This window comes from Polaribacter sp. BAL334, from assembly GCF_015767435.1.
Classification (GTDB): Bacteria; Bacteroidota; Bacteroidia; order Flavobacteriales; family Flavobacteriaceae; genus Polaribacter.
On sequence record NZ_JADWOV010000207.1, the window covers coordinates 22749 to 47872 of the forward strand.

26 protein-coding genes are annotated in these 25124 nt (G+C 31.6%); 21 read left to right on the forward strand and 5 right to left on the reverse strand.

What is annotated here, in order from left to right:
- Positions 1-21: 21 nt before the first annotated feature.
- From IU405_RS01440 to IU405_RS01525, 18 genes are all read left to right on the forward strand, one after another.
- Entirely contained in the window at positions 22-1404 is a 1383-nt protein-coding gene (locus tag IU405_RS01440) for a TlpA family protein disulfide reductase (protein ID WP_197436849.1), read from the forward strand.
- Positions 1405-1431: 27 nt separating this feature from the next.
- The gene (locus IU405_RS01445) at positions 1432-1578 is read left to right on the forward strand and encodes a hypothetical protein (protein ID WP_197436850.1); all 147 of its coding nucleotides are present in this window, start codon (positions 1432-1434) and stop codon (positions 1576-1578) included.
- 84 nt (positions 1579-1662) lie between these two features.
- On the forward strand, positions 1663-2583 hold the full coding sequence (locus IU405_RS01450) for a DUF3078 domain-containing protein (protein ID WP_197436851.1): 921 nt from the start codon (positions 1663-1665) through the stop codon (positions 2581-2583).
- Positions 2584-2662: 79 nt separating this feature from the next.
- Entirely contained in the window at positions 2663-3244 is a 582-nt protein-coding gene (locus IU405_RS01455) for a HupE/UreJ family protein (RefSeq protein ID WP_197436852.1), read from the forward strand.
- 45 nt (positions 3245-3289) lie between these two features.
- Positions 3290-3715: a deoxycytidylate deaminase gene (locus tag IU405_RS01460; RefSeq protein WP_197436853.1), complete on the forward strand. Its 426-nt coding sequence runs from the start codon at positions 3290-3292 to the stop codon at positions 3713-3715.
- Positions 3712-5280, forward strand: a complete 1569-nt coding sequence (locus IU405_RS01465; protein ID WP_197436854.1) for a S41 family peptidase — start codon at positions 3712-3714, stop codon at positions 5278-5280. The genes IU405_RS01460 and IU405_RS01465 overlap by 4 nt, the downstream gene beginning before the upstream one ends.
- Positions 5281-5296: 16 nt before the next feature.
- Positions 5297-6061 (forward strand): UDP-2,3-diacylglucosamine diphosphatase, encoded by a 765-nt coding sequence (locus IU405_RS01470; RefSeq protein WP_197436855.1) that lies wholly within the window; start codon positions 5297-5299, stop codon positions 6059-6061.
- A gap of 116 nt (positions 6062-6177) precedes the next feature.
- Entirely contained in the window at positions 6178-7167 is a 990-nt protein-coding gene (locus IU405_RS01475; RefSeq protein WP_197436856.1) for an AAA family ATPase, read from the forward strand.
- Between the two features lie 171 nt (positions 7168-7338).
- The gene (locus tag IU405_RS01480) at positions 7339-8208 is read left to right on the forward strand and encodes a DUF58 domain-containing protein (protein WP_197436857.1); all 870 of its coding nucleotides are present in this window, start codon (positions 7339-7341) and stop codon (positions 8206-8208) included.
- Between the two features lie 11 nt (positions 8209-8219).
- Positions 8220-9137, forward strand: a complete 918-nt coding sequence (locus IU405_RS01485) for a hypothetical protein (RefSeq protein WP_197436858.1) — start codon at positions 8220-8222, stop codon at positions 9135-9137.
- Entirely contained in the window at positions 9124-10131 is a 1008-nt protein-coding gene (locus IU405_RS01490; RefSeq protein WP_197436859.1) for a vWA domain-containing protein, read from the forward strand. Before IU405_RS01485 ends, IU405_RS01490 begins: the two co-directional genes overlap by 14 nt.
- A complete protein-coding gene (locus IU405_RS01495; RefSeq protein WP_197436860.1) occupies positions 10131-11186 on the forward strand; it encodes a vWA domain-containing protein in 1056 nt (351 codons plus the stop codon). Before IU405_RS01490 ends, IU405_RS01495 begins: the two co-directional genes overlap by 1 nt.
- A gap of 1 nt (position 11187) precedes the next feature.
- Positions 11188-11988, forward strand: a complete 801-nt coding sequence (locus tag IU405_RS01500) for a tetratricopeptide repeat protein (protein WP_197436861.1) — start codon at positions 11188-11190, stop codon at positions 11986-11988.
- A gap of 24 nt (positions 11989-12012) precedes the next feature.
- The gene (locus tag IU405_RS01505) at positions 12013-13788 is read left to right on the forward strand and encodes a BatD family protein (protein ID WP_197436862.1); all 1776 of its coding nucleotides are present in this window, start codon (positions 12013-12015) and stop codon (positions 13786-13788) included.
- On the forward strand, positions 13788-14537 hold the full coding sequence (locus IU405_RS01510; RefSeq protein WP_197436863.1) for an SH3 domain-containing protein: 750 nt from the start codon (positions 13788-13790) through the stop codon (positions 14535-14537). Before IU405_RS01505 ends, IU405_RS01510 begins: the two co-directional genes overlap by 1 nt.
- A gap of 50 nt (positions 14538-14587) precedes the next feature.
- Positions 14588-14845, forward strand: coding sequence for a hypothetical protein (locus IU405_RS01515; RefSeq protein WP_197436864.1), 258 nt, complete (start codon positions 14588-14590; stop codon positions 14843-14845).
- 67 nt (positions 14846-14912) lie between these two features.
- The gene (locus IU405_RS01520) at positions 14913-16502 is read left to right on the forward strand and encodes a SulP family inorganic anion transporter (RefSeq protein ID WP_197436865.1); all 1590 of its coding nucleotides are present in this window, start codon (positions 14913-14915) and stop codon (positions 16500-16502) included.
- Positions 16503-16506: 4 nt separating this feature from the next.
- A complete protein-coding gene (locus tag IU405_RS01525) occupies positions 16507-17145 on the forward strand; it encodes a carbonic anhydrase (RefSeq protein WP_197436866.1) in 639 nt (212 codons plus the stop codon).
- Positions 17146-17228: 83 nt separating this feature from the next.
- On the opposite strand, the gene IU405_RS01530 is transcribed toward IU405_RS01525, so the two are convergent.
- Positions 17229-18191: a sodium-dependent bicarbonate transport family permease gene (locus IU405_RS01530; RefSeq protein ID WP_197436867.1), complete on the reverse strand. Its 963-nt coding sequence runs from the start codon at positions 18189-18191 to the stop codon at positions 17229-17231.
- A gap of 87 nt (positions 18192-18278) precedes the next feature.
- On the opposite strand from IU405_RS01530, the gene IU405_RS01535 reads away from it, so the two are divergent.
- Positions 18279-19211: a LysR family transcriptional regulator gene (locus tag IU405_RS01535; RefSeq protein WP_197436868.1), complete on the forward strand. Its 933-nt coding sequence runs from the start codon at positions 18279-18281 to the stop codon at positions 19209-19211.
- Here IU405_RS01535 and IU405_RS01540 read toward each other — a convergent pair.
- On the reverse strand, positions 19203-19733 hold the full coding sequence (locus tag IU405_RS01540; RefSeq protein ID WP_197436869.1) for a CvpA family protein: 531 nt from the start codon (positions 19731-19733) through the stop codon (positions 19203-19205). The genes IU405_RS01535 and IU405_RS01540 overlap by 9 nt on opposite strands.
- Positions 19734-19819: 86 nt before the next feature.
- Here IU405_RS01540 and IU405_RS01545 point away from each other — a divergent pair, with 86 nt between their 5' ends.
- A complete protein-coding gene (locus IU405_RS01545; RefSeq protein WP_197436870.1) occupies positions 19820-20179 on the forward strand; it encodes a hypothetical protein in 360 nt (119 codons plus the stop codon).
- On the opposite strand, the gene IU405_RS01550 is transcribed toward IU405_RS01545, so the two are convergent.
- The gene (locus tag IU405_RS01550; RefSeq protein WP_197436871.1) at positions 20176-20970 is read right to left on the reverse strand and encodes an SDR family oxidoreductase; all 795 of its coding nucleotides are present in this window, start codon (positions 20968-20970) and stop codon (positions 20176-20178) included. The two genes, IU405_RS01545 and IU405_RS01550, sit on opposite strands and share 4 nt — an antisense overlap.
- A 101-nt stretch (positions 20971-21071) precedes the next feature.
- Between IU405_RS01550 and IU405_RS01555 the strand changes: the two genes are divergently transcribed.
- Positions 21072-22442 (forward strand): TlpA family protein disulfide reductase, encoded by a 1371-nt coding sequence (locus IU405_RS01555; RefSeq protein ID WP_197436872.1) that lies wholly within the window; start codon positions 21072-21074, stop codon positions 22440-22442.
- A gap of 16 nt (positions 22443-22458) precedes the next feature.
- Here IU405_RS01555 and IU405_RS01560 read toward each other — a convergent pair whose 3' ends face one another.
- Together IU405_RS01560 and IU405_RS01565 are read right to left on the reverse strand one after the other, a co-directional pair.
- On the reverse strand, positions 22459-23421 hold the full coding sequence (locus IU405_RS01560; RefSeq protein ID WP_197436873.1) for an L-threonylcarbamoyladenylate synthase: 963 nt from the start codon (positions 23419-23421) through the stop codon (positions 22459-22461).
- A 26-nt stretch (positions 23422-23447) separates the two neighbouring features.
- Complete coding sequence (locus tag IU405_RS01565) at positions 23448-25118, reverse strand: RluA family pseudouridine synthase (RefSeq protein ID WP_197436874.1); 1671 nt, start codon at positions 25116-25118, stop codon at positions 23448-23450.
- Positions 25119-25124: the final 6 nt, after the last annotated feature.

Genomic DNA, 25124 nt, shown 5'->3' on the forward strand with positions numbered 1-25124 from the left:
ATATAACCCAAATTAGATTTTATGAATATTTCATCAAGAATTTTAATACAAATAAGTGTAATTATTTTTTTTATTAGTTGTAAGAAAAAGGAGGTTTCTAAATCAATAAATACAAATTATGTACGTGTAAGTTTACAAAATCAGATAAATACTGATTTTGAGTTCGATTCAAGGGCAACAGATTTCCTTATGTTTTCATATAAAGAAAAATACCCAAAATATTACAATGAATTAATTAAGAGATCATATAATATTCCAAAATTAGACTCATTTAATATAGTATCTTATTCTTTCCAAAAAGGAAAATTGCTTTATGACCTATTGCAAAACAACTATTTTGAAAATGAAGCTGATAAAATAAATTTTCAATATTATATAAATGACACCATTAAAATGATTGAAAAAACATTTAATCATCAAGTTAATGCCGTTTCAGGTTTCAAAGATGGAAAACAGGTCATCATTTTAGATACTCAAAACAACAATAATTATGGAGATGATGAAATTGTTGTTTTTGATGAAAAATTTGATTTTAATAATGCCGAAAAACTAAACGACTTGCCAATAAGAAGTTTTAATTATGAAATAGCAAGTTATGATACTATCGTAAATTTCAAAAGAAAATTACAAATTTTACCTTCTCCTAATCATCCATATTCTCGTTTTTTTATTAATTCAGAACTATTTAAAAAATACGCTTTATTGATAAAGATTAAAGATTACTGGAAAGGGAAAATTAATATTAAAAACACAGATTATGAAATTGCAATACAAGGAGAAAATAAATTTTATAATAATATAATTTTATTTAGACCAGATTCTCTGAAAAATAAAAATATAGGAAAAGCTTACAATAGAAATTTCATCTACAATTTTAATGATACTATTAAAATCTCTAATAATTTATATAAAATTGATAGTATCTATGATGATATGTCTATGTTAAAATTAAAAAAACTAACAATAAACACCCCTTTTTACAGCTATAGACTTGGTTATACTATCAAAAACTTTAAATTGAAAAGTTTTGATGATAAAGAGCATAAAATAAATGAATTATTAGGCAAAAAATATACCCTTCTCGATTTTTGGGGAACTTGGTGCTCACCTTGTAAAGAGTTAACTCCTAGTTTGGTTAAGCTAAATAAAGAATTAGGTTATAAAGTTAATATAATAGGAGTTTCCTTTAATAGTCCTTTACAAGATTCTAAAAAATATGTTTCGGATAATAATAATATGAATTGGCAACATACTTATAGTAAAGACAGAGTTGGGATTATAAGGGATTTAAATATTGTTAGTTATCCTACTTTTATATTATTAGATAGTAAAAGGAAAATTTTATATAGAGGTACTGGAAAAGATGCTTTGGATTATATTGAAAAGTTTATTTTAGAAAATTAAATATTAATTGATTGAAAGAAATCTAATTTGATTAAATTTTTAAACCTAAAAAGTAGTTTTGGAATTTCCATTCCAAGATACGTAATCCTTGATGAAAATAACAAAATCATTGACAACAATGCTCCAAAACCATCACATAAAGATTTTGAAATGATTGTTAAAAAAATAAATTAAACAATATCTATTTTTAAAAATCCCTTCATAAAACTTGCTCTCTGACGAATATTTTTAAATTTGTAATTTTAAAACTCTAAAAAAATGAAAAAAATTACACTTTTTATATTATTGGTTTTTGTAGGATTTTCTTTTTCTCATGCCCAAACAACAGATGAACTCAAAAAAGAATTGTCATCAAAAAAAGATTCTATTGCTGCATTGCAATCCAAAGCAGATCAACTTCAAAAACAAATTGACGCACTTCCGGGTTGGAGAAAAGGGGCTTTTGGTACAATAGGTGCAAGTTTTTCTGGTTTTAACAATTGGTATTCTAGAAACGCCCCAAATGCATCTGCAGGAAATATTGGAGTGACTGTAAATGGTTTTGCCAATTTGATTGAAGAAAAATTCTTTTGGAGAAATTCTGGAGGCATCAATTTGGGTTGGGTAAAATTGGATGACAAAGCAATAGTTGGCGATGAAGGTTTTGAGACAGCCACTGATGTTTTTACCATCACTTCTTTATACGGAAGAAGAATTAATGAAAAATGGGCCCTTTCTGCATTGACAGAATACAGAACAACCTTGATTGATAATTTTAACAATCCTGGATTTTTAGATTTTGGGGTTGGTTTTACATGGACACCAACTGAAAGATTGGTGGTTGTGATGCATCCTGGAAACTACAATTTTGTGTTTAGCAAAGGGGATGCTAATTTCCAATCTTCTCCAGGAGCAAAATTGGTAGCTGATTATACAGCGTCTTACTACAAATTAAACGTAAAATCAAATGTATCGATTTTTACAAGTTATAATAACAGTAACTTATCCAACTGGAACTGGACAAATTCTTTTTCATACACTTTATGGAAAAAAATTGGTGTTGGTTTTGAATTTGGTTTGCGAAACAACAAACAAGAAGCACTCAACAATGCGCTTATTACAAATCCGATTGCCACTTTTGATACTGCTGATAACAAAATCCAAAATTATTGGCTTGTTGGTTTGAGTTATGCGTTTTAAGAAAAAATAAAAAATCCAAAAACCTTATCATTCAATTGATAAGGTTTTTATCTTTGAGCCACTTTAAAACAACGATTTTATGAACGATTTTATGCTATATCTAAAAATGGGTCTTTTTCATGTTTTGGATATAAAAGCCTATGACCACATTTTATTTTTGATAGTTTTAGCGGTTGTTTTTGGCTTTGTTGATTGGAAAAAAGTCTTTTGGTTAGTGACGCTTTTTACGATTGGTCATTCCATTTCATTGACATTGGCTGCCTTTGAAATCATCCAAATTAAAGTTGAAATTATTGAGTTTTTAATTCCTGTGACCATTTTTATTACAGGAGTTACCAATATTTTTAATGCCAAAAAAATATCAAAAACAAAAGACAGCGTCAATTTGTTTTTTGCGTTATTTTTTGGATTGATTCACGGTTTGGGATTTTCCAATTATTTCAGAGGAATGATTGGAAGAGAAGATGATAAATTAGTGCCATTGGCCGAATTTGCCTTGGGAATTGAAATTGCTCAAGTCATCATTGTGCTATGTATTTTAATTCTTGGGTATGTGCTTCAAAATATGATGAAAGTGAACAAAAGAGATTGGATTTTGGTAACTTCATCAATTGTTGTCGGATTTTCAATTCAAATGATGCTAGACAGAGTGTTTTGGTAAATTATTAACTATTTTTACACGCAAATCTTTTTACTTTCGCTGTTGATGAATGATGAAAAACAATTAAAATACGATAGAGCCTATTTAAAAATGGCACAAGAATGGGGAAAATTATCTCATTCCAAACGCAAACAAGTAGGTGCCTTAATTGTCAAAGATAGAATGATTATTTCTGACGGATTTAATGGCACTCCAACAGGTTTTGACAATTGTTGTGAAGATGAAAATGGCGTTACAAAATGGGAAGTGTTGCATGCAGAAGCCAATGCTATTTTAAAAGTTGCTGCCTCCACACAATCCTGTAAAAATGCTACTTTATACATTACTTTATCACCGTGTAAAGATTGCAGTAAATTAATACATCAAGCAGGCATCAAAAGAGTGGTGTATGCAAATGCGTATAAAGATACTTCTGGATTGGATTTTTTAGAAAAAGCAGGTGTCGAAATTAACCATTTACCTTTTTTATGAACAAGAACAATTTTCCTATTTATTTTTCATTAGCCGTTATTTTCGGAATAATTATCGGGATTTTTTTTAGTGGAAATTCGTCAAGTACTGTCTTTTCAAAAAATAATTTACAGGAACAAAAAATTAAAAAACTCATCAATTTTATCGAACAAGATTATGTGGATGATGTAAATACTGACCAATTGTTAGATGGCGCCATTGCTGAAATGCTCGAAAAATTAGATCCTCATTCTGTCTATATTCCAAAAGAAAATCTGCAAGCAGTTACAGAAAGTATGGAAGGGAATTTTATTGGAATTGGTGTTGAATTCAGAATCATCAACGATTCAATTACTGTGGTTCAACCCATCAAAGGAGGACCAAGTATCAAAGTGGGCATCAAAGCAGGTGATCGTATTTTGATGGCAAATAACGATACGCTTTATGGAAAAAAAATTCGTTCTGCCAATGTTCCAAAATATTTGAAAGGAAAACCACTCACCAAAGTAAAATTGCAGATTTATAGAAAAACATCCGATTCTATATTCACTGTAAATGTGACTAGAGATAAAGTAAACATCAAAAGTGTGGATTTGTCATATATGATTAACAAATCGTTAGGATACATTAAAATAGATCGTTTTGCAAGAAATACGTATAGTGAATTTAAAACTGCGTTAAGTTCCTTGAAAAAAAGCGGCATGACTGATCTGGTCTTGGATTTACGTGGAAATGGTGGAGGTTATATTGATATTGCTACCAGAATTATTGATGAATTTTTGGAAAACAAAAAGTTGATGGTTTTCACCAAAAATAACAAAGGAACTATTGAAGAATATTTTGCGAGTTCAGAAGGGATTTTTGAAAAAGGTGGTTTGTATGTGTTGATTGATGAAAATTCAGCTTCAGCATCCGAAATTGTAGCAGGCGCTTTGCAAGACAATGACAAGGGAAAAATCATTGGACGAAGATCTTTTGGAAAAGGATTGGTTCAGGTAGAAATGGATTTGGGCGATGGTTCTGCAGTGCGTTTGACAACAGCTCGTTATTACACGCCAACAGGACGTTCTATTCAAAAACCGTATGGAAAAAATGCATCCGAAAACTATTATGATGATTATGAAAACCGCATTGAAAGTGGAGAATTGTTAAACAAAGATAGCATCAAAGTGGTTGATTCATTGAAATACAAAACGCCCAAAGGAAAAATCGTTTATGGTGGTGGAGGCATCATTCCTGATGTTTTTGTAGCAATTGATACTACTTCTTATTTGTCTGGTTTTTACTTTAATTCTGTGAATAATTTTGCCTTTGATTATGTAGATGCGAATAGAAAAAAGCTCGAAAAATGGAAATTGAATGATTTTATCCAATACTTTGACAAAGACAATTTGGTTCTTCAAAAATATTTGACAACCATCAAAGAGCGTGCAAATCCATCTATAAAAACCAAGCAGAATATTGAAAAATACTTAAAAGCATCCATTGCAAATGTGCTTTTTGGGGATATTGGTTTTTATAAAATCATTCATCAAGATGATAAAATGCTCCAAAAAGTATTGGAGTTGGAAACGAAACAAGAATAGTGTATCATTGTAAATTATGATTTCAATCACCACTTCTCAATATAAAAAAGTCTATTTTGCTTCAGACCAACATTTTGGTGCGCCAACTGCAGCAGCAAGTTTGCCAAGAGAAAAAAAGTTTGTTGCTTGGCTAGACAGTATAAAAAGTGATGCTGAAGCCATTTTTTTATTGGGAGATTTGTTTGATTTTTGGTTTGAATACAAAAAAGTGGTCCCCAAAGGTTTTACCAGAGTTTTGGGCAAATTAGCTGAAATTTCTGACAGTGGAATTCCCATTTACTTTTTTGTTGGCAATCACGATTTGTGGATGAAAGAGTATTTTCAAAAAGAATTGAACATTCCTGTGTATCACAAACCGCAAGTGTTTTTAATCAACAATAAAACATTTTTTATTGGTCATGGAGATGGTTTAGGCCCGGAAGATTTTGGCTATAAACGCATGAAAAAAGTATTTACTTTTCCTTTATTTCAATGGCTTTTTCGTTGGTTGCATCCTGATTTGGGTGTAAAACTAGGACAATACATGTCAGTAAAAAACAAATTGATTTCAGGAGAAGAAGATGCCAAATTTTTGGGAGATGAAAAAGAATGGCTTGTTCAATATTGCAAAAAAAAGTTGCAAGAACATCAGTATGATTATTTTGTTTTTGGTCACAGACACTTGCCATTAGAAATAAAATTGAATGAAAATAGTACTTATTTTAACCTTGGAGATTGGATTCAATACTTTACTTTTGGAGTTTTTGAAGAAAGTAGGTTTTCATTGAAAAATTTTAACTAAAATCCTTAAAATTAAAGGGATAAGCTAAAAACCTTTAACCTTGTTTTAACAAAATAATTTTGTTAAAATTGTAGTTTTGTTTGCTATAAAAAATTAACTATCAATCAGTATATATAATGGAAGTAGATGTAAGAGCTATTAACGAAAAAATTGAGAGAGAAAGCGCCTTTGTGGATCTTTTATCTCGCGAAATGAATAAAGTGATTGTAGGTCAAAAACAAATGATAGAAAGTTTGTTGATTGGCTTACTTGGAAACGGTCACATATTGCTAGAAGGAGTTCCTGGATTGGCAAAAACCTTGGCAATCAATACACTTTCAAAAGCAGTGCAAGGCAGTTTTAGTCGTGTGCAGTTTACGCCAGATTTATTGCCTGCAGACGTTGTTGGAACCATGATTTACAACACCAAAGTAAATGATTTTTCCATCAAAAAAGGACCTATTTTCGCGAATTTTGTATTGGCTGATGAGATCAACAGAGCACCTGCAAAAGTGCAATCTGCTTTGTTAGAAGCCATGCAAGAACGCCAAATAACAATTGGAGATACTACTTTCAAATTGGAAGAACCTTTTCTAGTAATGGCAACTCAAAACCCTGTAGAACAAGAAGGTACTTATCCTTTACCAGAAGCGCAAGTGGATCGTTTTATGCTAAAAGTGGTGATTGATTATCCAAAACTTGCGGAAGAACAACTTATCATGCGTCAAAATTTAACAGGTGATTATTCATCTGTAAATCCAGTAATTTCTACGGAACAAATCATCAGAGCTAGAAAAATAGTTGATGAGGTGTATATGGATGAAAAAATCGAAAAATACATTTTGGATATCATTTTTGCAACACGTTATCCAGACAAATACAAATTGCCTCAATTGAAAGATTTGATCAGTTTTGGAGCTTCTCCTCGTGGAAGTATCAACTTGGCAAAAGCAGCAAAATGTTATGCTTTTATCAAAAGGAGAGGTTATGTAATTCCTGAAGATGTAAGAGCAGTTGTGTTTGATGTGTTGCGTCACAGAATAGGAATTACGTACGAAGCTGAAGCAGAAAATTTCACTTCTGTAGATATTATCAACGCGATAATTAATGAGATTGAAGTACCTTAATAGCTGTTGGCTTTTAGCTTTTGGCTTTTGACAAATTCCCTAAAGCTAAAAAATTCTTACTTAAATTTAATAAAGGAAAGTTGATGCGAAGATTGAATTCAAAAACGAAATTAAAAAATAATTAAGGAATGTAAAAAGTCCTTCCCTTTGGGAAGGATTTAGGATGGGCTCATGGATACCAAAGAAATACTCAAAAAAGTTCGGAAAATAGAAATTAAGACAAAACGCTTGTCTAATAATATTTTTGGTGGCGAATATCATTCTTCGTTCAAAGGACGTGGAATGACGTTTTCTGAAGTGCGTCAATATCAGTTTGGAGATGATGTTAGAACGATTGATTGGAACGTAACTGCGCGTTATAACGAACCTTATGTAAAGGTTTTTGAGGAAGAACGTGAACTGACCATGATGTTGATGGTGGATATTTCTGGCTCAGAATTTTTTGGAACTACCAATCAATTTAAAAAAGATACAGTTACAGAAATTGCAGCAACATTGGCGTTTTCGGCCACTCAGAATAATGACAAAGTTGGTTTGATTCTATTTTCTGATGCCATTGAATTGTATATTCCACCCAAAAAAGGAAAAAGTCATGTATTGAGAATCATCAGAGAATTGATTGAATTTCATCCAAAAAGCAAAAAAACAAATATTACTGAAGCGTTGAAATTTTTATCCAATGTGATGAAAAAAAGAGCCATCGTTTTTATTCTTTCTGATTTTATGGATGATAATTACGAGCGAACGCTGAAAATCGCTGGTAGCAAACACGATATCACAGGCATTAGAGTCTATGACAGATTTGATGAGGAAATCCCCAATTTAGGGTTGGTACCAATGGTTGATGCAGAAACAGGAAGTGTACAATTGGTCAATACTGCTTCAAAAAGTATCCGAACAAATTACAAAGCAAACGCGCTAAAATTGACAGATTATTATCAAAATTCCTTCAAAAGAAGTGGTGCAGGAACCATCAGTACACGAGTTGATGAAGGGTATGTAAAAAAATTATTAGGCTATTTCAAACAAAAAGGAAGATAGTTTACATCAAAATGAGAAAAATTATAACATACATATTGCTATTTATTTCAAGCATTGGATTTGCACAAAGTTCCATGGTGAATTCGCAGGTTGAAACCTCAAGCATTCGAATTGGAGAGCAATTTCAATATAAAATTTCTGTAAAAGAAACCGAAAATGTCATTCTACCAAAACTAATTTTGGGCAAAGGTTTGGAAATTATTGATTCTGCAAAAGTAGACACCATCAACAATATGTTGATTCAAAAATATGTGTTGACAGGTTTTGATAGTGGCGCATTTTACATTCCACAACAACAAGTATTTGTCAGAAATCAAGCTTATTTGACAGATTCTTTACTGATTAGTGTAGCAACTGTTGAAATTGACACTACTAAAATCAAAAAATATCCTATAAAATCCATTAAAAGCGAACCTTATGTTTTTGATGATTTCAAAATTTATATTTTTTTATTGTTAGCAGCTTTAGCCATTATAGGTTTCTGGATTTACTATTTTGTCATCAGAAAACGAAAAGTAACCGAAGACAAACCTACCTATAAAGTATTGCCTCCTTTTGAAGAAGCCATTTATAAATTGAATGAATTGGACAGCAAGTTGTTGTGGCAAAATAATCAAGTGAAAGAATATTACAGCGAATTGACCGAAATTGTTCGAAATTATATAGAGCGTGAATTGCAAGTGCCTGCATTGGAAAAAACGACCGATGAAATTATTGGAATGTTGCGTGATTTTCAGAATGCAAATACCATTCAAACCTCAAAAGAAACTATCAAAAAATTAAAAGAATTATTGCAAGAAGCTGATTTGGTGAAATTTGCGAAATCAAAACCAATTTCCATAGAAATCGAAGAAGACAGAAAAGACGCTGAAGATATCATCAGTAATTTAAAACCAAAACCAACACCCAAAAAAGATGAATTGGAATAATTTTGAATTTCTGAATCGCGAATTTTTATGGTTGCTCATTTTGATACCATTTTTGGCAATTTGGTACTTTTTGTCTCGAAAAAAAGAAGGAGCCACCTTATTAATTCCGAATGTAAAAGGGTTTAAAGCAACTACGTCATTGTTGTCAAAACTAAAACCTTTGTTACATGTGTTGCGACTTTTAGCACTTGCTGCGATTATTGTGGCTTTGGCAAGACCAAGAAATGTTGCCGTAAGTACCAAAATAAAATCCAACAATGGAATTGATATTGTGATGGCAGTAGACGTTTCTGCAAGTATGTTAGCTCGAGATTTAAAACCTAACAGATTAGAAGCGTTGAAAGTGGTTGCCATTGATTTTGTGGATAGAAGACCCAATGATAGAATAGGAATTGTCTTATATGCAGGAGAAAGTTATACGCAAACGCCCATTACTAGCGATAAAAGTATTGTAAAAAGTGTCATTTCAGAATTGCAATGGGGACAATTGGATGGAGGAACAGCCATTGGAATGGGTTTAGGCTCAGCAGTAAACAGATTGAAAGACAGCAAAGCAAAAAGTAAAGTGATTATTTTATTGACAGATGGCGTTAACAATTCTGGAAATATTGATCCAAAAACAGCTGCTGAATTGGCAAGAGAATTGGAAATAAAAGTATATACCATTGGAATTGGAACCAATGGAATGGCCGATTTTCCTTGGAGTAAAGACCCAAGAACAGGATTGCTAAATTTTAGAAAACAGCAAGTAGAAATTGACGAAAAACTATTGCAATATATTGCCAATCAAACAGATGGAAAATATTTTAGAGCTACCAATAATCAAGATTTGCAAGAAATTTATGATGAAATTGACAAACTCGAAAAAACAGAAATAGAAGAATTTAAATACTACAATTACGAAGAACTTTTTAGACCCTTGGTTTTTTTAGCACTTGGATTGCTCGTTTTAGAATTTTTATTGAGAAATACATTATTTAAAAGCTTTATATAATGTCAGAATTATACAGATTAGAAGAACCCAAATATTTTATGCTTTTAGCAATCATTCCTTTGATGATTGCGGTTTTTCTATTGGTTTTTTGGTGGAAAAAAAGAACACAGCGCAAATTTTCGGATGCTGATTTATTGAAAAAATTAGCGCCAAATTCTTCTCCTTTTAAGGCAAGTTTAAAGTTGACAATGCTACTTTTTGCCATTGCTTTTTTAATCATTTCATTGGTTAATCCAAAAATGGGTTCAAAATTGGAAACGGTTAAAAGAGAAGGAGTTGATGTGGTTTTTGCGTTGGATGTTTCCAAAAGTATGTTAGCAGAAGATATTGCTCCCAATAGATTGGAAAAAGCCAAACAAATTATTTCTAAAATCATTGATAATTTAGGCTCAGATAGAGTAGGAATGATTGTGTATGCAGGAAATTCGTATCCATTAATTCCGATCACCACTGATCATGCAGCTGCCAATATGTTTTTACAAAATGCCAATCCTGAAATGGTTTCAAGCCAAGGAACAGCGATTAGTGAGGCACTAGAATTGGCAAAAACTTTTTTCAATGATGAAGAGCAAACCAACCGTTTTTTGATAGTAATTTCTGACGGGGAAGATCATCAAGAAGAAACGAAAGAAGTTGCTCAAAGTTTGATAAATGAAGGAGTAAAAATTTATACAATTGGTATTGGAACCGAAAAAGGAGGGCCAATTCCAATGCGCATGAATGGCACAATGATTGGTTATAAAAAAGACAATCAAGGGGAAACAGTAATCACAAAAAGAAATGGAGATATTTTAGACAATATTGCTTCCATTGGAGAAGGAAAATATATTGACGGAAATTCTACCGAAAATCCAGTGAATGAAATAACAGAAATCATCACAAATGCTCAAAAAAGTGAGTTTGAAACCAAGCAATTTTCCGATTATAAAGACCAGTTTCAATGGTTTTTGGCAATTGCTATTCTCTTTTTATTGCTAGATGCTTTTTTGTTTGAGAAAAAAACAAAATGGGTAAAAAATATCGATTTGTTTAACGAAGAAAAAACAACAACATAACATGAAAATACTACTAAATACGCTTCTTTTTTTAGGGATTTTCTTTTCTGGGTTGGAAATTGTGGCTCAAAAAGATTCTATTGCATTGCAAAGAAATGCCCGAAAATTAGTAAGAGAAGGAAATGCTTTGTACGAACAACAAAAATTTACTGATGCTTCTGTGGCATATAAAAAAGCGTTGAATAATAGTGCTTATTATGACAAAGCAAGTTATAATTTGGGCAATGCTTTGTATCAAGATAAAAATTATCAAGAAGCAATTCCACAATACGAATTGACAGCAAAAACAGCTACTGATAAGTTTACAAAAGCGGAAGCTTTTCACAATATTGGAAACGCCATGATGGAAACAAAAAACTATCAAGGAGCAGTTGATGCATTTAAAAACTCGTTGAGAAATAATCCAAATGATGATGAAACACGCTACAATTTGGCTGTTGCTCAAAAATTGTTAGACAAACAAAATCAAGATAATAAGGATAACAAAGACAATAAGGATAATAAGGATAAGAAAGATAAAAAAGACCAAAATCAAGATAAAAAAGAAGGCGAAGACAAGGATAAAAAAGACGATAAAAACAAGGATGGTGAAGGAGATAAAAACAAAAAAGATCAGAATCAAGATAAAAAAGAGGATGATAAAAATCAAAAAGAGAAACCAAAACCTCAACAAGGAAAAATGTCTCCTGAACAAATAAAACAATTGTTGGAAAGCCTTCAAAATGAAGAAAAAAAGACCCAACAAAAAATGAATGCTCAAAAAGCAAAAGGAGACAAGTTAAAACAAGAAAAAGATTGGTAAATTTGCCCGTTTTTTAAGAGAAAAATGAAACTGAAAATTTACATATCATTTATAATAAGCGTATTATCCTATTCGATTTTTGCTCAACAAGCTGAATTGAGTGTTTCAATAAGTAAAAATACTCTGGGTTTGAATGAGCGTTTGCGCATCGAATTTTCCATAAACAAACAAGGTGGAGATCATTTTACGCCACCAAAATTCAAAGAGTTTAAAGTCGTTGCAGGACCAAGTCAATCTGTGAGTCAATCTTGGATTAACGGAAAAGTAACATTCTCACAATCATATACTTATATTTTAAAGCCAACTAGAAAAGGCGAATTGATTATTGAGCCAGCATCTATTGAAATTAGTGGAGAAAAAATTTATACAAAATACATAAAAGTAGTAGTAACTGAACCAATTGACATTCCTGAAAATCCCAATGACCCAGAATATATTGCCAATCAAAATATTCATTTGGTAGCTGAAGTAACCAAAACAAATCCTTATGTGGGAGAAGGAATTTATGTAGAATATCGTTTGTATGTGAGCGAAAATGTAAGTGTTTACGACACTTCTGTAACAGAAGCTCCACAATACAATGGTTTTTGGAATCAAGAAATTCAAATTGATGGATATCCTGTGAAAATGGGAAAATACAATGGGCAAAATTACAGATATATTGTATTGCAAAAAGCATTGCTCGTTCCTACAAAAACAGGAAATTTAACCATTGATCCCATGAAAATGGATATTGTAATTGGTGTTCCAACAGGAAGAGCTGATTTTTTTGGAAACGTTATCAGTAAAAATATTCAAAAAGAATTTGCTTCACCAAAGAAAACAATCAACCCAAAAGAATTGCCATTGAATGGAAAGCCTGAGAATTTTACAGGTGCTGTTGGGGAGTTTAGTTTCAATGTAACTTTGAGCAAAGAAGTGCTGAAAGCCAATGAATCTTCGCAAATAAAAATCGATGTTTCTGGAAAAGGTAACTTAAAATTATTTGAACTTCCTACAGTGGAAACACCTGCTGAATTGGAAAAATATCAACCAGAAAGAAAAGAAAATGTCCGTATTAATACAGATGGAATCAGTGGTTCTGTGTCAGATTCTTATACGATTGTTCCCCAATACAAAGGGAAATATAAAATACCTAAAGTGTCGTTTTCGTATTTTAATCCGAAAGAAGGAGCGTATAAAACAATTACTACTGAAGATATGTATGTGGATGTTTTGGAAGGAAAGGAATTGACATCAACAACCAATGAAACTTCACAAAATGCCATTGAAAAACAAAATGTAGTTTCGTTAGGGAACAATTTTAGATATATTCAAACAAAAACGGTTTTCCAATCTCAAAAAACAGCTGATTTTTATAATTCTCCCTTGTTTTATTTGTTATTATTATTGCCATTTATTGCGATTCCAATTGGCATTTTTATTGGAAAAAGAAATGAAGCACGAAATAGTGATGTGATTGGACTTCGTTTGCGAAAAGCAGAGAAATTAGCTCGAAAATTCTTGTCGGAAGCACAAAAACAATTGGGTAAAAAAGAGGCGTTTTATGAGGCTTTAGAGCGTGCATTGCACAATTATTTGAAGGCAAAATTAAACATTGAAACTGCAGACATCAGTAAAGAAAGAATCACCCAAATTTTAGAAGAAAAGAAAGTTGATGCAGCAACAATTTCTAAATTTATTGAAGTGTTACAGGCTTCTGATTTTGCCAGATATACTCCTGTTACAAACACGGAGATGAACAAAGAATTTGAAAAAGCGAAAGAAGTAATCGTTCAAATAGACAAACAATTATCATGATGAAAAAGACATTTTTTTTATTTCTACTGTTTGCGAACACCTTATTTGCTCAAAGTGTTGATGATTTATTTGACTCGGCAAATGATTTTTATAAAAATGAGAAATTTGAAAAAGCCATTGAATTGTATCACCAAATTGCCTCTAAAGGAACTATTTCGGTTGAATTGTATTACAATTTAGGAAACTCCTATTATAAAATCAACAAAGTTGGTCCTGCAATTTATTATTTTGAAAAAGCCCTGAAATTAGACCCGACAAACGAAGATGCTCAAAATAATTTGATTTTTGCAAAGCGATTGGCATTGGATAATATAGAGGAACTTCCGAAAAATATCTTTCAAAAAATCAATGTAAACTATTTGCAACAACTTTCTTACAATCAATGGGCGATTGTTTCCGTAGTTTTTTCATTCCTTGCCTGCATTTTATTTTTGCTATTCTATTTTGCAAATTCATCTGCTAAAAAGAGGTTTTATTTTGGCTCGAGTATAGTAGGTTTTTTATTGTTAGTTATTTCTTTTTCAATCACTTATAACCAATTTTTATTCTTTAAAAACAACAAAGAAGCCATCGTTTTTGCAGAAACATCTGCTGTTAAAAATGCACCAACTTTCAACTCTGAAGATGTGTTTATTTTGCACGAAGGCACTAAAGTTATTGTTTTAGATGCGCTAGATAACTGGAAAAAGATTAAATTAGCGGATGGAAAACAAGGTTGGATCAATGCAAAAGAAATAAAAGAACTATAAATTTGATTGAATACTCTAAATTATTTTATTTAAAACTACTGATTTTACTGTTGTTGACAGTAAAGGTTTCCTATGTTTTATCCGAAACTTTTTCAGATATTCCTTCAGAACAAATCATCAATACTTGTCCAGATGAAATTGAAATCGAGCCAGAATTTGAAACCGCTTTTTTTCAAAAAATCACCAAATTTTCATCACTAATAATTCCTAAAACAAACCCTGCAAAAGCACCTGTTTTTAAAAATACGTTTTCTCACAAAATACATCTTATAGAGTTTACTACTCCACCACCTGAGTTTTTTCTCTAACCTCAGAAATCAACTTAAAATTATCAATCAAAAACTTGCCTTTACGGGTAAGATAAAATTCACATAAATGTTTAAAACGTTAAAAAACGATATTCCTGCGAGTATCGTTGTATTTTTTGTTGCACTTCCCCTTTGTTTAGGAATCGCTTTAGCTAGTGGTGCACCACTATTTTCAGGAGTTATTGCGGGTATTATTGGTGGAATTGTTGTTGGAGCTTTGAGTGGCTCTAAAATTGGGGTAAGTGGCCCTGCAGCTGGTTTGGCTGCTATTGTATTGACTGCAATTGGCACTTTGGGAGGATATGAAAATTTCCTTGTTGCTGTTGTTTTAGCGGGCTGTATTCAATTATTATTTGGTGTTTTAAAAGCAGGAATTATCGGGTATTTTTTCCCCTCTTCTGTGATTAAAGGAATGCTTACTGGAATTGGAATCATTATCATTTTAAAACAAATTCCACATTTTTTTGGATATGATGCAGATCCAATTGGAGATGATGCTTTTTTACAAGTAGACTCTGAAAATACATTTTCTGAGTTACAAAATGCCGTGAATAATATCATTCCAGGATCATTAATAATTGGGATAGTTGGATTATTGGTTATTCTCTTTTGGGACAATGTTCTCAGTAAAAAATCTAAATTATTTCAAGTTATTCAAGGCCCTTTTGTGGCTGTTGTTCTTGGAATTGTATTTTATTTGGTAACAAAAAATAACGCTACTTTATCCATTTCTCAAACACATTTAGTAAATGTTCCTATTCCAGAAAGTTTGAATTCTTTTCTAGGACAATTTAGCTTTCCAAATTTTGGTGTTATCAGTAATTTGGACGTTTGGGTTGTGGCTTTTACGATTGCTTTGGTAGCTAGTTTGGAAACTTTATTAAGCGTTGAAGCTACAGATAAATTAGATCCTGATAAAAATGTAACTCCTACAAATAGAGAATTATTAGCACAAGGAGCAGGAAATATTTTATCAGGTTTGGTTGGTGGTTTGCCAATTACTCAAGTGATTGTAAGAAGTTCTGCGAATGTTCAATCAGGTGGAAAAAGTAAAATATCAGCCATAATTCACGGATTTTTATTGTTAATTTCTGTTTTATTAATTCCCAAATTATTGAATAATATTCCTTTATCGGTTTTAGCAGCTATTTTATTGGTAGTTGGGTATAAACTAGCAAAACCTTCTTTATTCAAAAAGATGTATCAATTAGGTTGGAAACAATTTGTTCCTTTTTTAATTACTATAGTTGGAATTGTTTTTCTAGATTTATTAAAAGGAATTGGATTGGGATTAACTGTTGGAATTGTCATAATTTTGATAAAAAGTTATCAAAATTCACATTTCTTACACAAAGAAATTGATTCAGCAGACAAAAGTCATTTAAAAATGACACTTGCTGAAGAAGTGACTTTTTTTAATAAAGGAGCAATTCTCAATGAGTTAGATAAAATTCCAAAGAATTCTCACCTTGAAATTGATGTAAGAAAAACACAGTATCTAGATTATGATATCATTGAAATATTGGAAGATTTCCTTGTCAAGGCAAAAGAAAGACACATAGAAATAAGGGTAATATCAACCAAAAAAACAATTGAAAATCCTGAAAGTTTCGTGAAATTTTTCAGTGAAATAAATCCAAAAAAATCAAAAAACTAAAAATATGAAAGATAACTATTACGATAATCTGCTTATAAATAACAAAGCTTGGGCAGAAGAAATGATTGCAAACGACAAAGATTATTTTATAAAACTTTCCAAAGCACAATCACCACCATTGTTGTGGATTGGTTGCTCAGATAGTAGAGTGCCAGCAAACGTAATTACAGGAACACTTTCTGGTGAAATATTTGTGCACAGAAATATTGCAAATATGGTAGTTCACACAGATATGAATATGTTGAGTGTTTTAGATTATGCCGTAAATCATTTAAAAGTAAAACATGTTGTTGTTTGTGGGCATTATGGTTGTGGAGGTGTTGAAGCGGCAATGTCGAATAAATCTTTGGGGTTGATTAACAAATGGATACGAAATATCAAAGAAGTGTATCGTGAAAACTATACAGAATTGAACAAAATTAAAGATGATAAAAAACGATTTGACAGACTGGTTGAATTGAATGTAATCGCACAAGTATATGACTTGGCAAAAACATCCATTGTTCAAAAATCATGGAAAAATGATTCTGGTTTAGAGTTGCATGGTTGGGTTTATGGATTGGATAATGGACTCATCAAAGATTTAAAAGTAACCATGAATAGTGATGAACATTTAGACGATGTTTTTAAATTAGATGTTTAAATAACCATTAATTTTAAAAAGCAAAACCATCAAAAATAATTTTGATGGTTTTTAGTTTTACAAAACTACTCATAAAACGAACTTTAAAATAATTGTACCACAGCAAAATAAATGGGCATTCCAATAGTAATATTGAATGGGAAAGTAATTGCCAAAGCCATGGGAATATAAATTCCTGCATCAGCTCTTGGTTCAGCCAATTTCATGGTTGCTGGTACTGCAATGTATGAAGCTCCTGCAGCTAAAATGGCGAATAACAGTCTATTACCCTCACTTTCTGTTACAAAACCACTCAAATACGCAACCAACATTCCATTAAAAAGAGGCACTAAAATTCCGAATATAAATAAGAAAACGCCATGTTGTAAAAATCCTTTGATTCTACTTGCGGTCACCATTCCCATTTCTAATAAAAATAAGGATAAAAAACCTTTGAAAATATCAGTTGTAAATGGCTCAATCCCTCTTGCCTGAGTGGCATCTGCGACCAAACCAATTACTAAACTTCCTATCAACATTAACACACTTCCACTTGTAAATGAGTGTTTTATGATATTCCCAAACGATTCTTTTTTGGTTGTTGAAGTATCATTTAGCATGATTAAAATCACACCAACAATAATGGCTGGAGATTCCATAATTGCCATGATTGCCACCATGTGACCACCAAAAGTGATGCCTTGATTTTCTAAAAATGAAACCGCTGTCACAAAAGTCACTGCACTTACAGAGCCATAAGCAGCAGCAATTACTCCAGCATTTGGAGTGCCAACTTTTGATTTTAAAATATAAAAAGTGTATAAAGGAACTATGACCGAAAGCGCAATGGCAAATAAAATAGAATATAAAATTTCTGAATTGAATTCACTGTGTGACAATTCTTGTCCTCCTTTAAAACCAATGGCAAACAATAAATACAAAGAAATAAACTTTGAAGAAGAATCTGGGATTTTTAAATCACTTTTCACAAGTGATGCAATAATTCCTAACACAAAGAATAACAAAACCGGATTTGTTAAATTGCTGATTAAAATATCAATACTCATATATATATTTTAAAATTCGTGCAAATCTAAAGGCAATTATTCATATATTTTTATTTAATTTTGTTATGTAACACATTAATATAATTTATGAATTTTACCTTACATCAACTCAAAGTATTTACCACAATTGTAGCGCATAGAAGCATTACAAAAGCGGCAATTGAATTGAATATGACACAACCTGCAGCTTCTATTCAGTTGAAAAACTTTCAAGACCAGTTTGAAATTCCCTTATCAGAAGTGATTGGAAGACAGTTTTATGTTACCGATTTTGGCAAAGAAATTTATGAAATTGCGCTAGAAATTCTAAATAAAACAGAAACCATTCAATATAAAACAGCTGCTTTTAAAGGATTGCTTTCTGGAAAATTACGAATTTCAGTAGTTTCTACAGGAAATTATGTAATGCCTTATTTTTTGAATGGGTTTTTAAAAAAACATCCCAAAGTGGAGTTGGTTTTAGATGTATCAAACAAAACGAATGTTATCAAAGATTTAGAACAAAACTTGGTCGATTTTTCCTTGGTTACTGTCAGTCCAACTCATTTAGAATTGAATGAATTGCCCATTATGGAGAACAATTTGGTGTTAGTTGCTGCAAAAAACAACACGCTGTTGAATAATGATAAAAATGAAAAAACGATTTTCAAAACCATTCCATTAATTTTCAGAGAAGAAGGTTCAGGAACTAGACACACTATGATGGAGTTTTTTAAACAAGAGAAGATTGCCCCAAAAACACAATTAGTTTTGACTTCCAACGAAGCCATCAAACAAGCTGTTGTTGCGGATATTGGCGTTTCTATTGTTTCATTATTGAGTATTAAAAATGAATTACTGCAAAACGAACTGAAAATAATTCCCACAAAAGGATTGCCTTTGCGTTCCACATGGAAACTTATTTACTTAAAAAAGAAGGAACTATCTCCAGTTGCTGCCGCTTTTTTAGCCTATGTTGCGTCAGAAAAAGAAACAGTTTACAAGCACTATTTTGATTGGCTAAATGAAATTTTAGATTGAAATTTCAGCATCTGGAAAAACTATTTTCCAGTCATTGGGTTGTTCAATAATTGATGGAAAAATAGTAGGAGCTATGATTTTTATTGGTCCAAATAAAATAGATTCTTCTTGAACTTTTTCAGTTAGAAATGGAATTTTTGCATTTATTTTATCTATAAAAACAAAAATAATACTAAAAATAAGTGCCGTTTTTAGTAGACCAAAAAAGCCGCCTAATACTTTGTTAATCAATCCTAAAGCAGTTATATCTGCTATTTTTGTGAGTATTTTTCCCGTAAAAATTACCAACATAACCACTCCTAAAAATGTAATAATATACCCAACAATTTTATTGGTTTTACTGTTCCAGCCTAAAATACTTTCTCTCAAAAAATCTTCAGCATAATACGAAAAATGAATTGCAACATAGATTCCTAATAATACTGCCACTAACGAAGCAATTTCTGAAAATAGACCTTTCATAAAACCGCTAATAAAGCCTAAAACCAAAAAAGATGCTATTACAATATCAAAAACAGTCATTGAAAAGAAAATTTATCCAAACCTACACCTTTTTTTTACAATTTAAAAATGAAGCGAGTATCTTTACGTTTTTAAATCAATGAGCAATGACAAAAGAATGGAGTCTCAAAGAAAAGTGGGATTTTTTGACAGAACAATTAACCGAAAAATTTTCTGAAGGAGAGGAATTAAATGTTGATGGAATTATTTATTTAATTGGTGTTCAAGAACTTGGACAAGGTTATCGCGCGTTTAAGAAAGATGAAAAACTCAATTTAATGCACATTGCGATTTGCAAATTATTGGAACCTTATGGTTATTATGAATTTGATTTTTTTGATGAAGATGGATGGCCTCACTATAAAATTATTACAGAATTGCCCAATTTAAAACCTGGTGAACAAACCATTTTAATGAAAGAAGCCATTCTTGCTTATTTTGAAAGTCTGGGTTTTTTTGAAGATTAAGTAACACTCAATTTTCGGATCATTATTGACAACACTTTTGGAAAAAATCGTTTTACATAAACGCCCAATTTCTCTTTAAATCCGCCAATATACGCTTCCTCTTTTTGTTGTTGAATCGCTTTTGCCATCAATTTCGCAAAACGCTCTGGCTCAATGCCATTTTGAGTGGCAAGGTCCATTTTTTGTTGTGGAGAACCATCACCAGTCAACGCATTTATAGAAACATTGGTGTTTACAAAACCAGGACAAATCAATGTGACAGCAATATTGTCCTTATGATGTTCTGCTCTTAAACTATCAAAAAAACCATGCAAAGCATGTTTGCTTGCTGCATAACTTGAACGTAAAGGTGTTCCAATTTTGCCAACAATACTTGTGGTAACTACAAAATGACCTTTTTTATGTTCCGTAAAATAAGGTAAAATCGCTTTTGTCAACGCAACAGTTCCCAAATAATTTACATCCATAATTCGTTTGTCAACCAAAATATCCGTGTCTTTTACCAATGAACGTTGACTAATTCCCCCATTATTTACTAAAATGTCAATGGTTCCAAAAGCTGCAATTGCACTCTCCACTTTCTCAGAAAAGGTTTCATAATTGGCTAAATCTAGCTGAATGATCGTTACTTTTTCTGGAGTTTTGCATTCTTTTTTCACCAATGTTAAACCATTGAGATCTCTTGAGGAAAGAATCAATTTCGCATTTTGTTGACTCAATTCAATTGCCAATGCTTTTCCAATTCCTGAGGATGCTCCAGTAATCCAAACTACTTTATCTGAAAAATTCATATGAATAATTTTAACGTTACAATATACCTATTTTCCCATAGAAATAGTACTTTTGATGTGAATTAGAAATACGATTTAAAAAAGAAAAATTGACACAAAAAATGACCAAAACAATTCTTACGTTCCTTATTTTTTTAACTTCATTCAGTTATTCACAGCATAAAATTAAAGGAATTTTAGTTCCAAAAGTCAAAACAGATTGGGTAATTGTATATAAAATTGAGGCCACAAAAAAAATTTTTGTAAACAATACAACCTTAAAAGCGGATTCGTTAAAAATTGGAAACAAAAAAGAAGCTGTCAGTGTTTTTGAAATTACACTTCCTTCCACTGCCAAGTCAGGAGCTTACAGAGCAACATACGCTTTAGAAGGTGCAGGTTCTGTCGATTTTTTTTACCATAAAGAAGATGTTACTTTTCGTTTCAATCCACAATATCCAGATGAAACCATTACATTTTTAAAATCAGAAGAGAATAAATTGTATAAAGAATATTTGGAAAAAATAAATGCAGCTCAAGAAAAATTAGATTCAATTCAAATTGCAGTTTTTCAAAATTCTACCTTAAATGCAGCTGAATCTTACAAGAAATCACTTGCAAAAGTGGTAAAAACCCAACAAAAATATGAAGAGCTTTCTAAAAATAAATACATTTATCCACTAGTAAAAGCGACTTCAAGAAACAATTTACAAGAAATAGAAAGTTCGCCAGAAGTATATATGAATACTTTGAAAAATACGTATTTTGATAAAATCGATTTTTCAAATGAAACCCTTAAAAACTCCACTTTTATTACAGATAGAGTTGCTGATTTTGTGTTTTATCTCAATTTTTCTGATGATGAAAAAACACAACAAAACTTGTATAAGGAAGCCATTAAAAAAGTACTTGGGAAAATAAAAAGTCAACCCTATCAGAAAGAAATTATTGAATTTTTGATTACACAATTTGAAGCAACTAAAAATTTGGAAATCATTGATTATCTTTTTGAAAATCAATATAATAAATTGCCAGAAAATTTACAAGATGCTAAATTCAGAAAAGAAAAATTAGCTCTTTTTGCAACCGAAATTGGCAGAATTGCTCCCGATTTTACTTGGACAGAAAAAGGCAAAAAAATGCAATTATCCACTTTGAATAACGCATCACAATATGTGTTGGTTTTTTGGAGCACGAGTTGTTCTCATTGTTTGCGCGAAGTTCCTCAATTACACACTTTTTTAAAGGATAAAAAGAACATCAAAGTAATTGCTTTTGCGCTTGAAAAAGAGGCTTCTGTTTGGGAAAATTTTTCAAAAACAAATCTTTATGGATGGTACAATGTTTTGGGATTGAAAAAGTGGGAAAATGAAGTTGCAAAAACCTATCAAATTGTTTCCACACCTACTTATTTTATATTGGATAAAAACAAAAAAATCATCGCAAAACCAGAGGAAATAGCGGATGTAAAAGCGTTTTTCAATCAGAAATAAGGATTTTTAATCCCCGCTATATTTGAAAAGCAGCTCTCTGCAAACGATCGTTTACGGAATTCCCTAACCCAATTTCAGGTAATTTTTCGGCAATAATTACATCCAATTCTAACGAATCTAATTGGTGAAGCGAATCATATAAATTCGTACCAGCTTCTTCTAAATTACCGGTTTTAGAAAGAATGATGTTTTCGAAAATCCCATCCGAAATAACTTCATTTTGAAAAGCCAAGACCCCAATCTTTTTTCCCTGAAATTTTTTAATTTCTTCTAAAATATTGTCTGTTAAAATGGTTTTTGTTTTAGGAGCGTAGTGTTTCAATAGCATTCCTGGAGCTTCAGGATTCTCTTCTTTTGTATTTTTTAAAGTGACTTTTCCAATAATTTTTTCGATATTTTCTACAGACAAAGCTCCCAATCTATAAATCACAGCTTCCTCGTTTTCAAAGCCTACAATTGTAGATTCAATACCGTTTTTGCAAGAACCACCATCTAAAATCAAATCGATTTTATCTCCAAAATAATGCGCAACATGAATCGCTTTTGTAGGGCTAATACTATTGAAAGGATTTGCACTTGGAGCTGCTAAAGGGAAAGGCAATTGTTTCAATAATTCCAGTGTTAATGGATGATTTGGAACACGAACAGCCACCGTATTTTTTCCAGCTGTAATCAAATCAGGAATGGTATTTTTCTTAGGCAAAACAAGCGTTAAAGAACCAGGCCAAAAGGCTTCAGCTAACTTTTTTGCTTTTTCAGGAACATACGAAACAATACTTTTTAATGCCTCTAATGAATGAATATGAACAATCAACGGATTGAAATGCGGTCTTTTTTTGGTGGTAAATATTTGCTGAATGGCTTTTTCACTAAAAATATTTCCAGCCAAACCATAAACAGTTTCTGTTGGGATTGCGACTAATTTTTCGTTTTCTAACAACGAAATGGCTTTTTGGATGTCTGTGGAAATAATGCTCATAATTGCCACAAAATTACATATAAAATCTAAAAATCTGGTGCAATCGTAAAACTCATTTTTTCATTCGTTGAAGGATGAACAAACTCAATAAATTCAGCATGAAGACACAATCTTGTGGCTTTTTTTCCATACAAATCGTCACCAACAATAGGTGCATTCAATCCATTTTTATGAGCTGCATGAACACGCAATTGATGCGTTCTTCCAGTAATTGGATAAAAATAAACACGTGTTTTGTCCTTTTCTACGCGAATAATTTCCCAGTAAGTTTCCGCTTTTTTTCCATTTTCAAAATCAACCAATTGTTTAGGCCTGTCATCTAAATCCAAACGAATTGGAAGTTTTATAGTTCCTTTTGTTTCCGTTAAGTTTCCTTCTAATAAAGCCACATACCGTTTTTTTACGGTTCTTTTGATAAACTGACTTTGTAAAATCTTGTTGGCTTTTTTCGTTTTTGTAAGTACTAAAATTCCTGAAGTTGACATGTCTAATCTGTGCACAATCAATGGTCCAGTTGCCTCAGGATATTTTTCTTTCATTCGTGTGTAAACGGAATCTGAAATTTCTTTTCCAGGAACAGATAAAAATTCAGCTGGTTTATTAACAACCACCAAAACGTCATCTTCATAAATAATTGTGATTTGCTTTTTTTCTGACAGATTTTCAACCAACAAATTTTCATCCATTTTTACCTTTTGAAGCATGTGAGATAAAATGGGTTTGCATCGACTTTGGCAAGCAGGATAAAAGTTTTTATGCTTTCTGATTTCAGAATTTGGTGAAATTCCCCACCAAAATTCTGCCAAACAAATGGGTTGCAAATTATTGGCAAAGGCATATTGCAACAATTTTGGTGCAGCACATTCTCCTGAACCTGCAGGAGGTTTTACAGTTGGAAAATTAAAAATTTCCAACAAACTTTTGGGTTCTTTTTGTTGATTTAAAAAAGTATAATTGCTAAATAATTGTTGCTGTAAAATGATTGATTTTTCTTTTCGTTCTTTTTTAAGCGCAATTATTTTATGTTCAAAAACATTCAATTCAGATTGAATTTTATGTGTTTTCAGGTCATAATATTCTTGCAATTCTTTATAAAAAAATTGGTCGTTATAACTTTCTTGTTCCAATTTTTTTGAGAAGTTTTGAATGTCTTCAACTGATAAAGAAGTTTCCGAAATTTTCTTCCGAAGTTTTCTTTCCGTTTTCGAAATCTTCATTTTTTTTCTTTGTTCAGCCAAATCCTCCTCAATAATTTTGATCAATTTTTTGAATGATTTTTTCAAAGAAATATACATTTCATCATTTTTTAAAACACTGATTTGACGATTTATAGCATCAATTTCAGCTTCTCCTTTGATATAAAAACTTCCTTCAGTTCGCATGTTAAAAACGGGCGGAACAAATTGTGTTGGCAAACTATTATCTGCCAATTTTCCTGAAAAAGCAGCCAAATAACCAAGTTCATTTTTGTTGTTTTTTACCACCAAAACTCCAAACATTTTTCCAATTGCTCCAGCATTATCTTGGTTTTGAAATCCAAAATCATGCTGAAAATCTGTTTGATTTTCTAAATACTCTTGCAATTCTTTGGATGCAATTTTCGCAAGCAAATGAGGCTCGTAATAAAATGGAAACGTAAATTTCTCAGGAAGTTGAATGGTAGAAATATCAGTTTTAAAATGTAGAAAGTGAGTCAAATTTTG

What these genes read in the sequence shown, in the direction of transcription:
- IU405_RS01440 (WP_197436849.1), top strand. Translation starts at nt 22, where the DNA reads ATGAATATTTCATCAAGAATTTTAATACAAATAAGTGTAATTATTTTT.
- IU405_RS01450 (WP_197436851.1), top strand. Translation starts at nt 1,663, where the DNA reads ATGAAAAAAATTACACTTTTTATATTATTGGTTTTTGTAGGATTTTCT.
- IU405_RS01455 (WP_197436852.1), top strand. Translation starts at nt 2,663, where the DNA reads ATGAACGATTTTATGCTATATCTAAAAATGGGTCTTTTTCATGTTTTG.
- IU405_RS01460 (WP_197436853.1), top strand. Translation starts at nt 3,290, where the DNA reads ATGAATGATGAAAAACAATTAAAATACGATAGAGCCTATTTAAAAATG.
- IU405_RS01465 (WP_197436854.1), top strand. Translation starts at nt 3,712, where the DNA reads ATGAACAAGAACAATTTTCCTATTTATTTTTCATTAGCCGTTATTTTC.
- IU405_RS01470 (WP_197436855.1), top strand. Translation starts at nt 5,297, where the DNA reads ATGATTTCAATCACCACTTCTCAATATAAAAAAGTCTATTTTGCTTCA.
- IU405_RS01475 (WP_197436856.1), top strand. Translation starts at nt 6,178, where the DNA reads ATGGAAGTAGATGTAAGAGCTATTAACGAAAAAATTGAGAGAGAAAGC.
- IU405_RS01480 (WP_197436857.1), top strand. Translation starts at nt 7,339, where the DNA reads ATGGATACCAAAGAAATACTCAAAAAAGTTCGGAAAATAGAAATTAAG.
- IU405_RS01485 (WP_197436858.1), top strand. Translation starts at nt 8,220, where the DNA reads ATGAGAAAAATTATAACATACATATTGCTATTTATTTCAAGCATTGGA.
- IU405_RS01490 (WP_197436859.1), top strand. Translation starts at nt 9,124, where the DNA reads ATGAATTGGAATAATTTTGAATTTCTGAATCGCGAATTTTTATGGTTG.
- IU405_RS01495 (WP_197436860.1), top strand. Translation starts at nt 10,131, where the DNA reads ATGTCAGAATTATACAGATTAGAAGAACCCAAATATTTTATGCTTTTA.
- IU405_RS01500 (WP_197436861.1), top strand. Translation starts at nt 11,188, where the DNA reads ATGAAAATACTACTAAATACGCTTCTTTTTTTAGGGATTTTCTTTTCT.
- IU405_RS01505 (WP_197436862.1), top strand. Translation starts at nt 12,013, where the DNA reads ATGAAACTGAAAATTTACATATCATTTATAATAAGCGTATTATCCTAT.
- IU405_RS01510 (WP_197436863.1), top strand. Translation starts at nt 13,788, where the DNA reads ATGAAAAAGACATTTTTTTTATTTCTACTGTTTGCGAACACCTTATTT.
- IU405_RS01520 (WP_197436865.1), top strand. Translation starts at nt 14,913, where the DNA reads ATGTTTAAAACGTTAAAAAACGATATTCCTGCGAGTATCGTTGTATTT.
- IU405_RS01525 (WP_197436866.1), top strand. Translation starts at nt 16,507, where the DNA reads ATGAAAGATAACTATTACGATAATCTGCTTATAAATAACAAAGCTTGG.
- IU405_RS01530 (WP_197436867.1), bottom strand. Translation starts at nt 18,191, where the DNA reads ATGAGTATTGATATTTTAATCAGCAATTTAACAAATCCGGTTTTGTTA.
- IU405_RS01535 (WP_197436868.1), top strand. Translation starts at nt 18,279, where the DNA reads ATGAATTTTACCTTACATCAACTCAAAGTATTTACCACAATTGTAGCG.
- IU405_RS01540 (WP_197436869.1), bottom strand. Translation starts at nt 19,733, where the DNA reads ATGACTGTTTTTGATATTGTAATAGCATCTTTTTTGGTTTTAGGCTTT.
- IU405_RS01545 (WP_197436870.1), top strand. Translation starts at nt 19,820, where the DNA reads ATGACAAAAGAATGGAGTCTCAAAGAAAAGTGGGATTTTTTGACAGAA.
- IU405_RS01550 (WP_197436871.1), bottom strand. Translation starts at nt 20,970, where the DNA reads ATGAATTTTTCAGATAAAGTAGTTTGGATTACTGGAGCATCCTCAGGA.
- IU405_RS01555 (WP_197436872.1), top strand. Translation starts at nt 21,072, where the DNA reads ATGACCAAAACAATTCTTACGTTCCTTATTTTTTTAACTTCATTCAGT.
- IU405_RS01560 (WP_197436873.1), bottom strand. Translation starts at nt 23,421, where the DNA reads ATGAGCATTATTTCCACAGACATCCAAAAAGCCATTTCGTTGTTAGAA.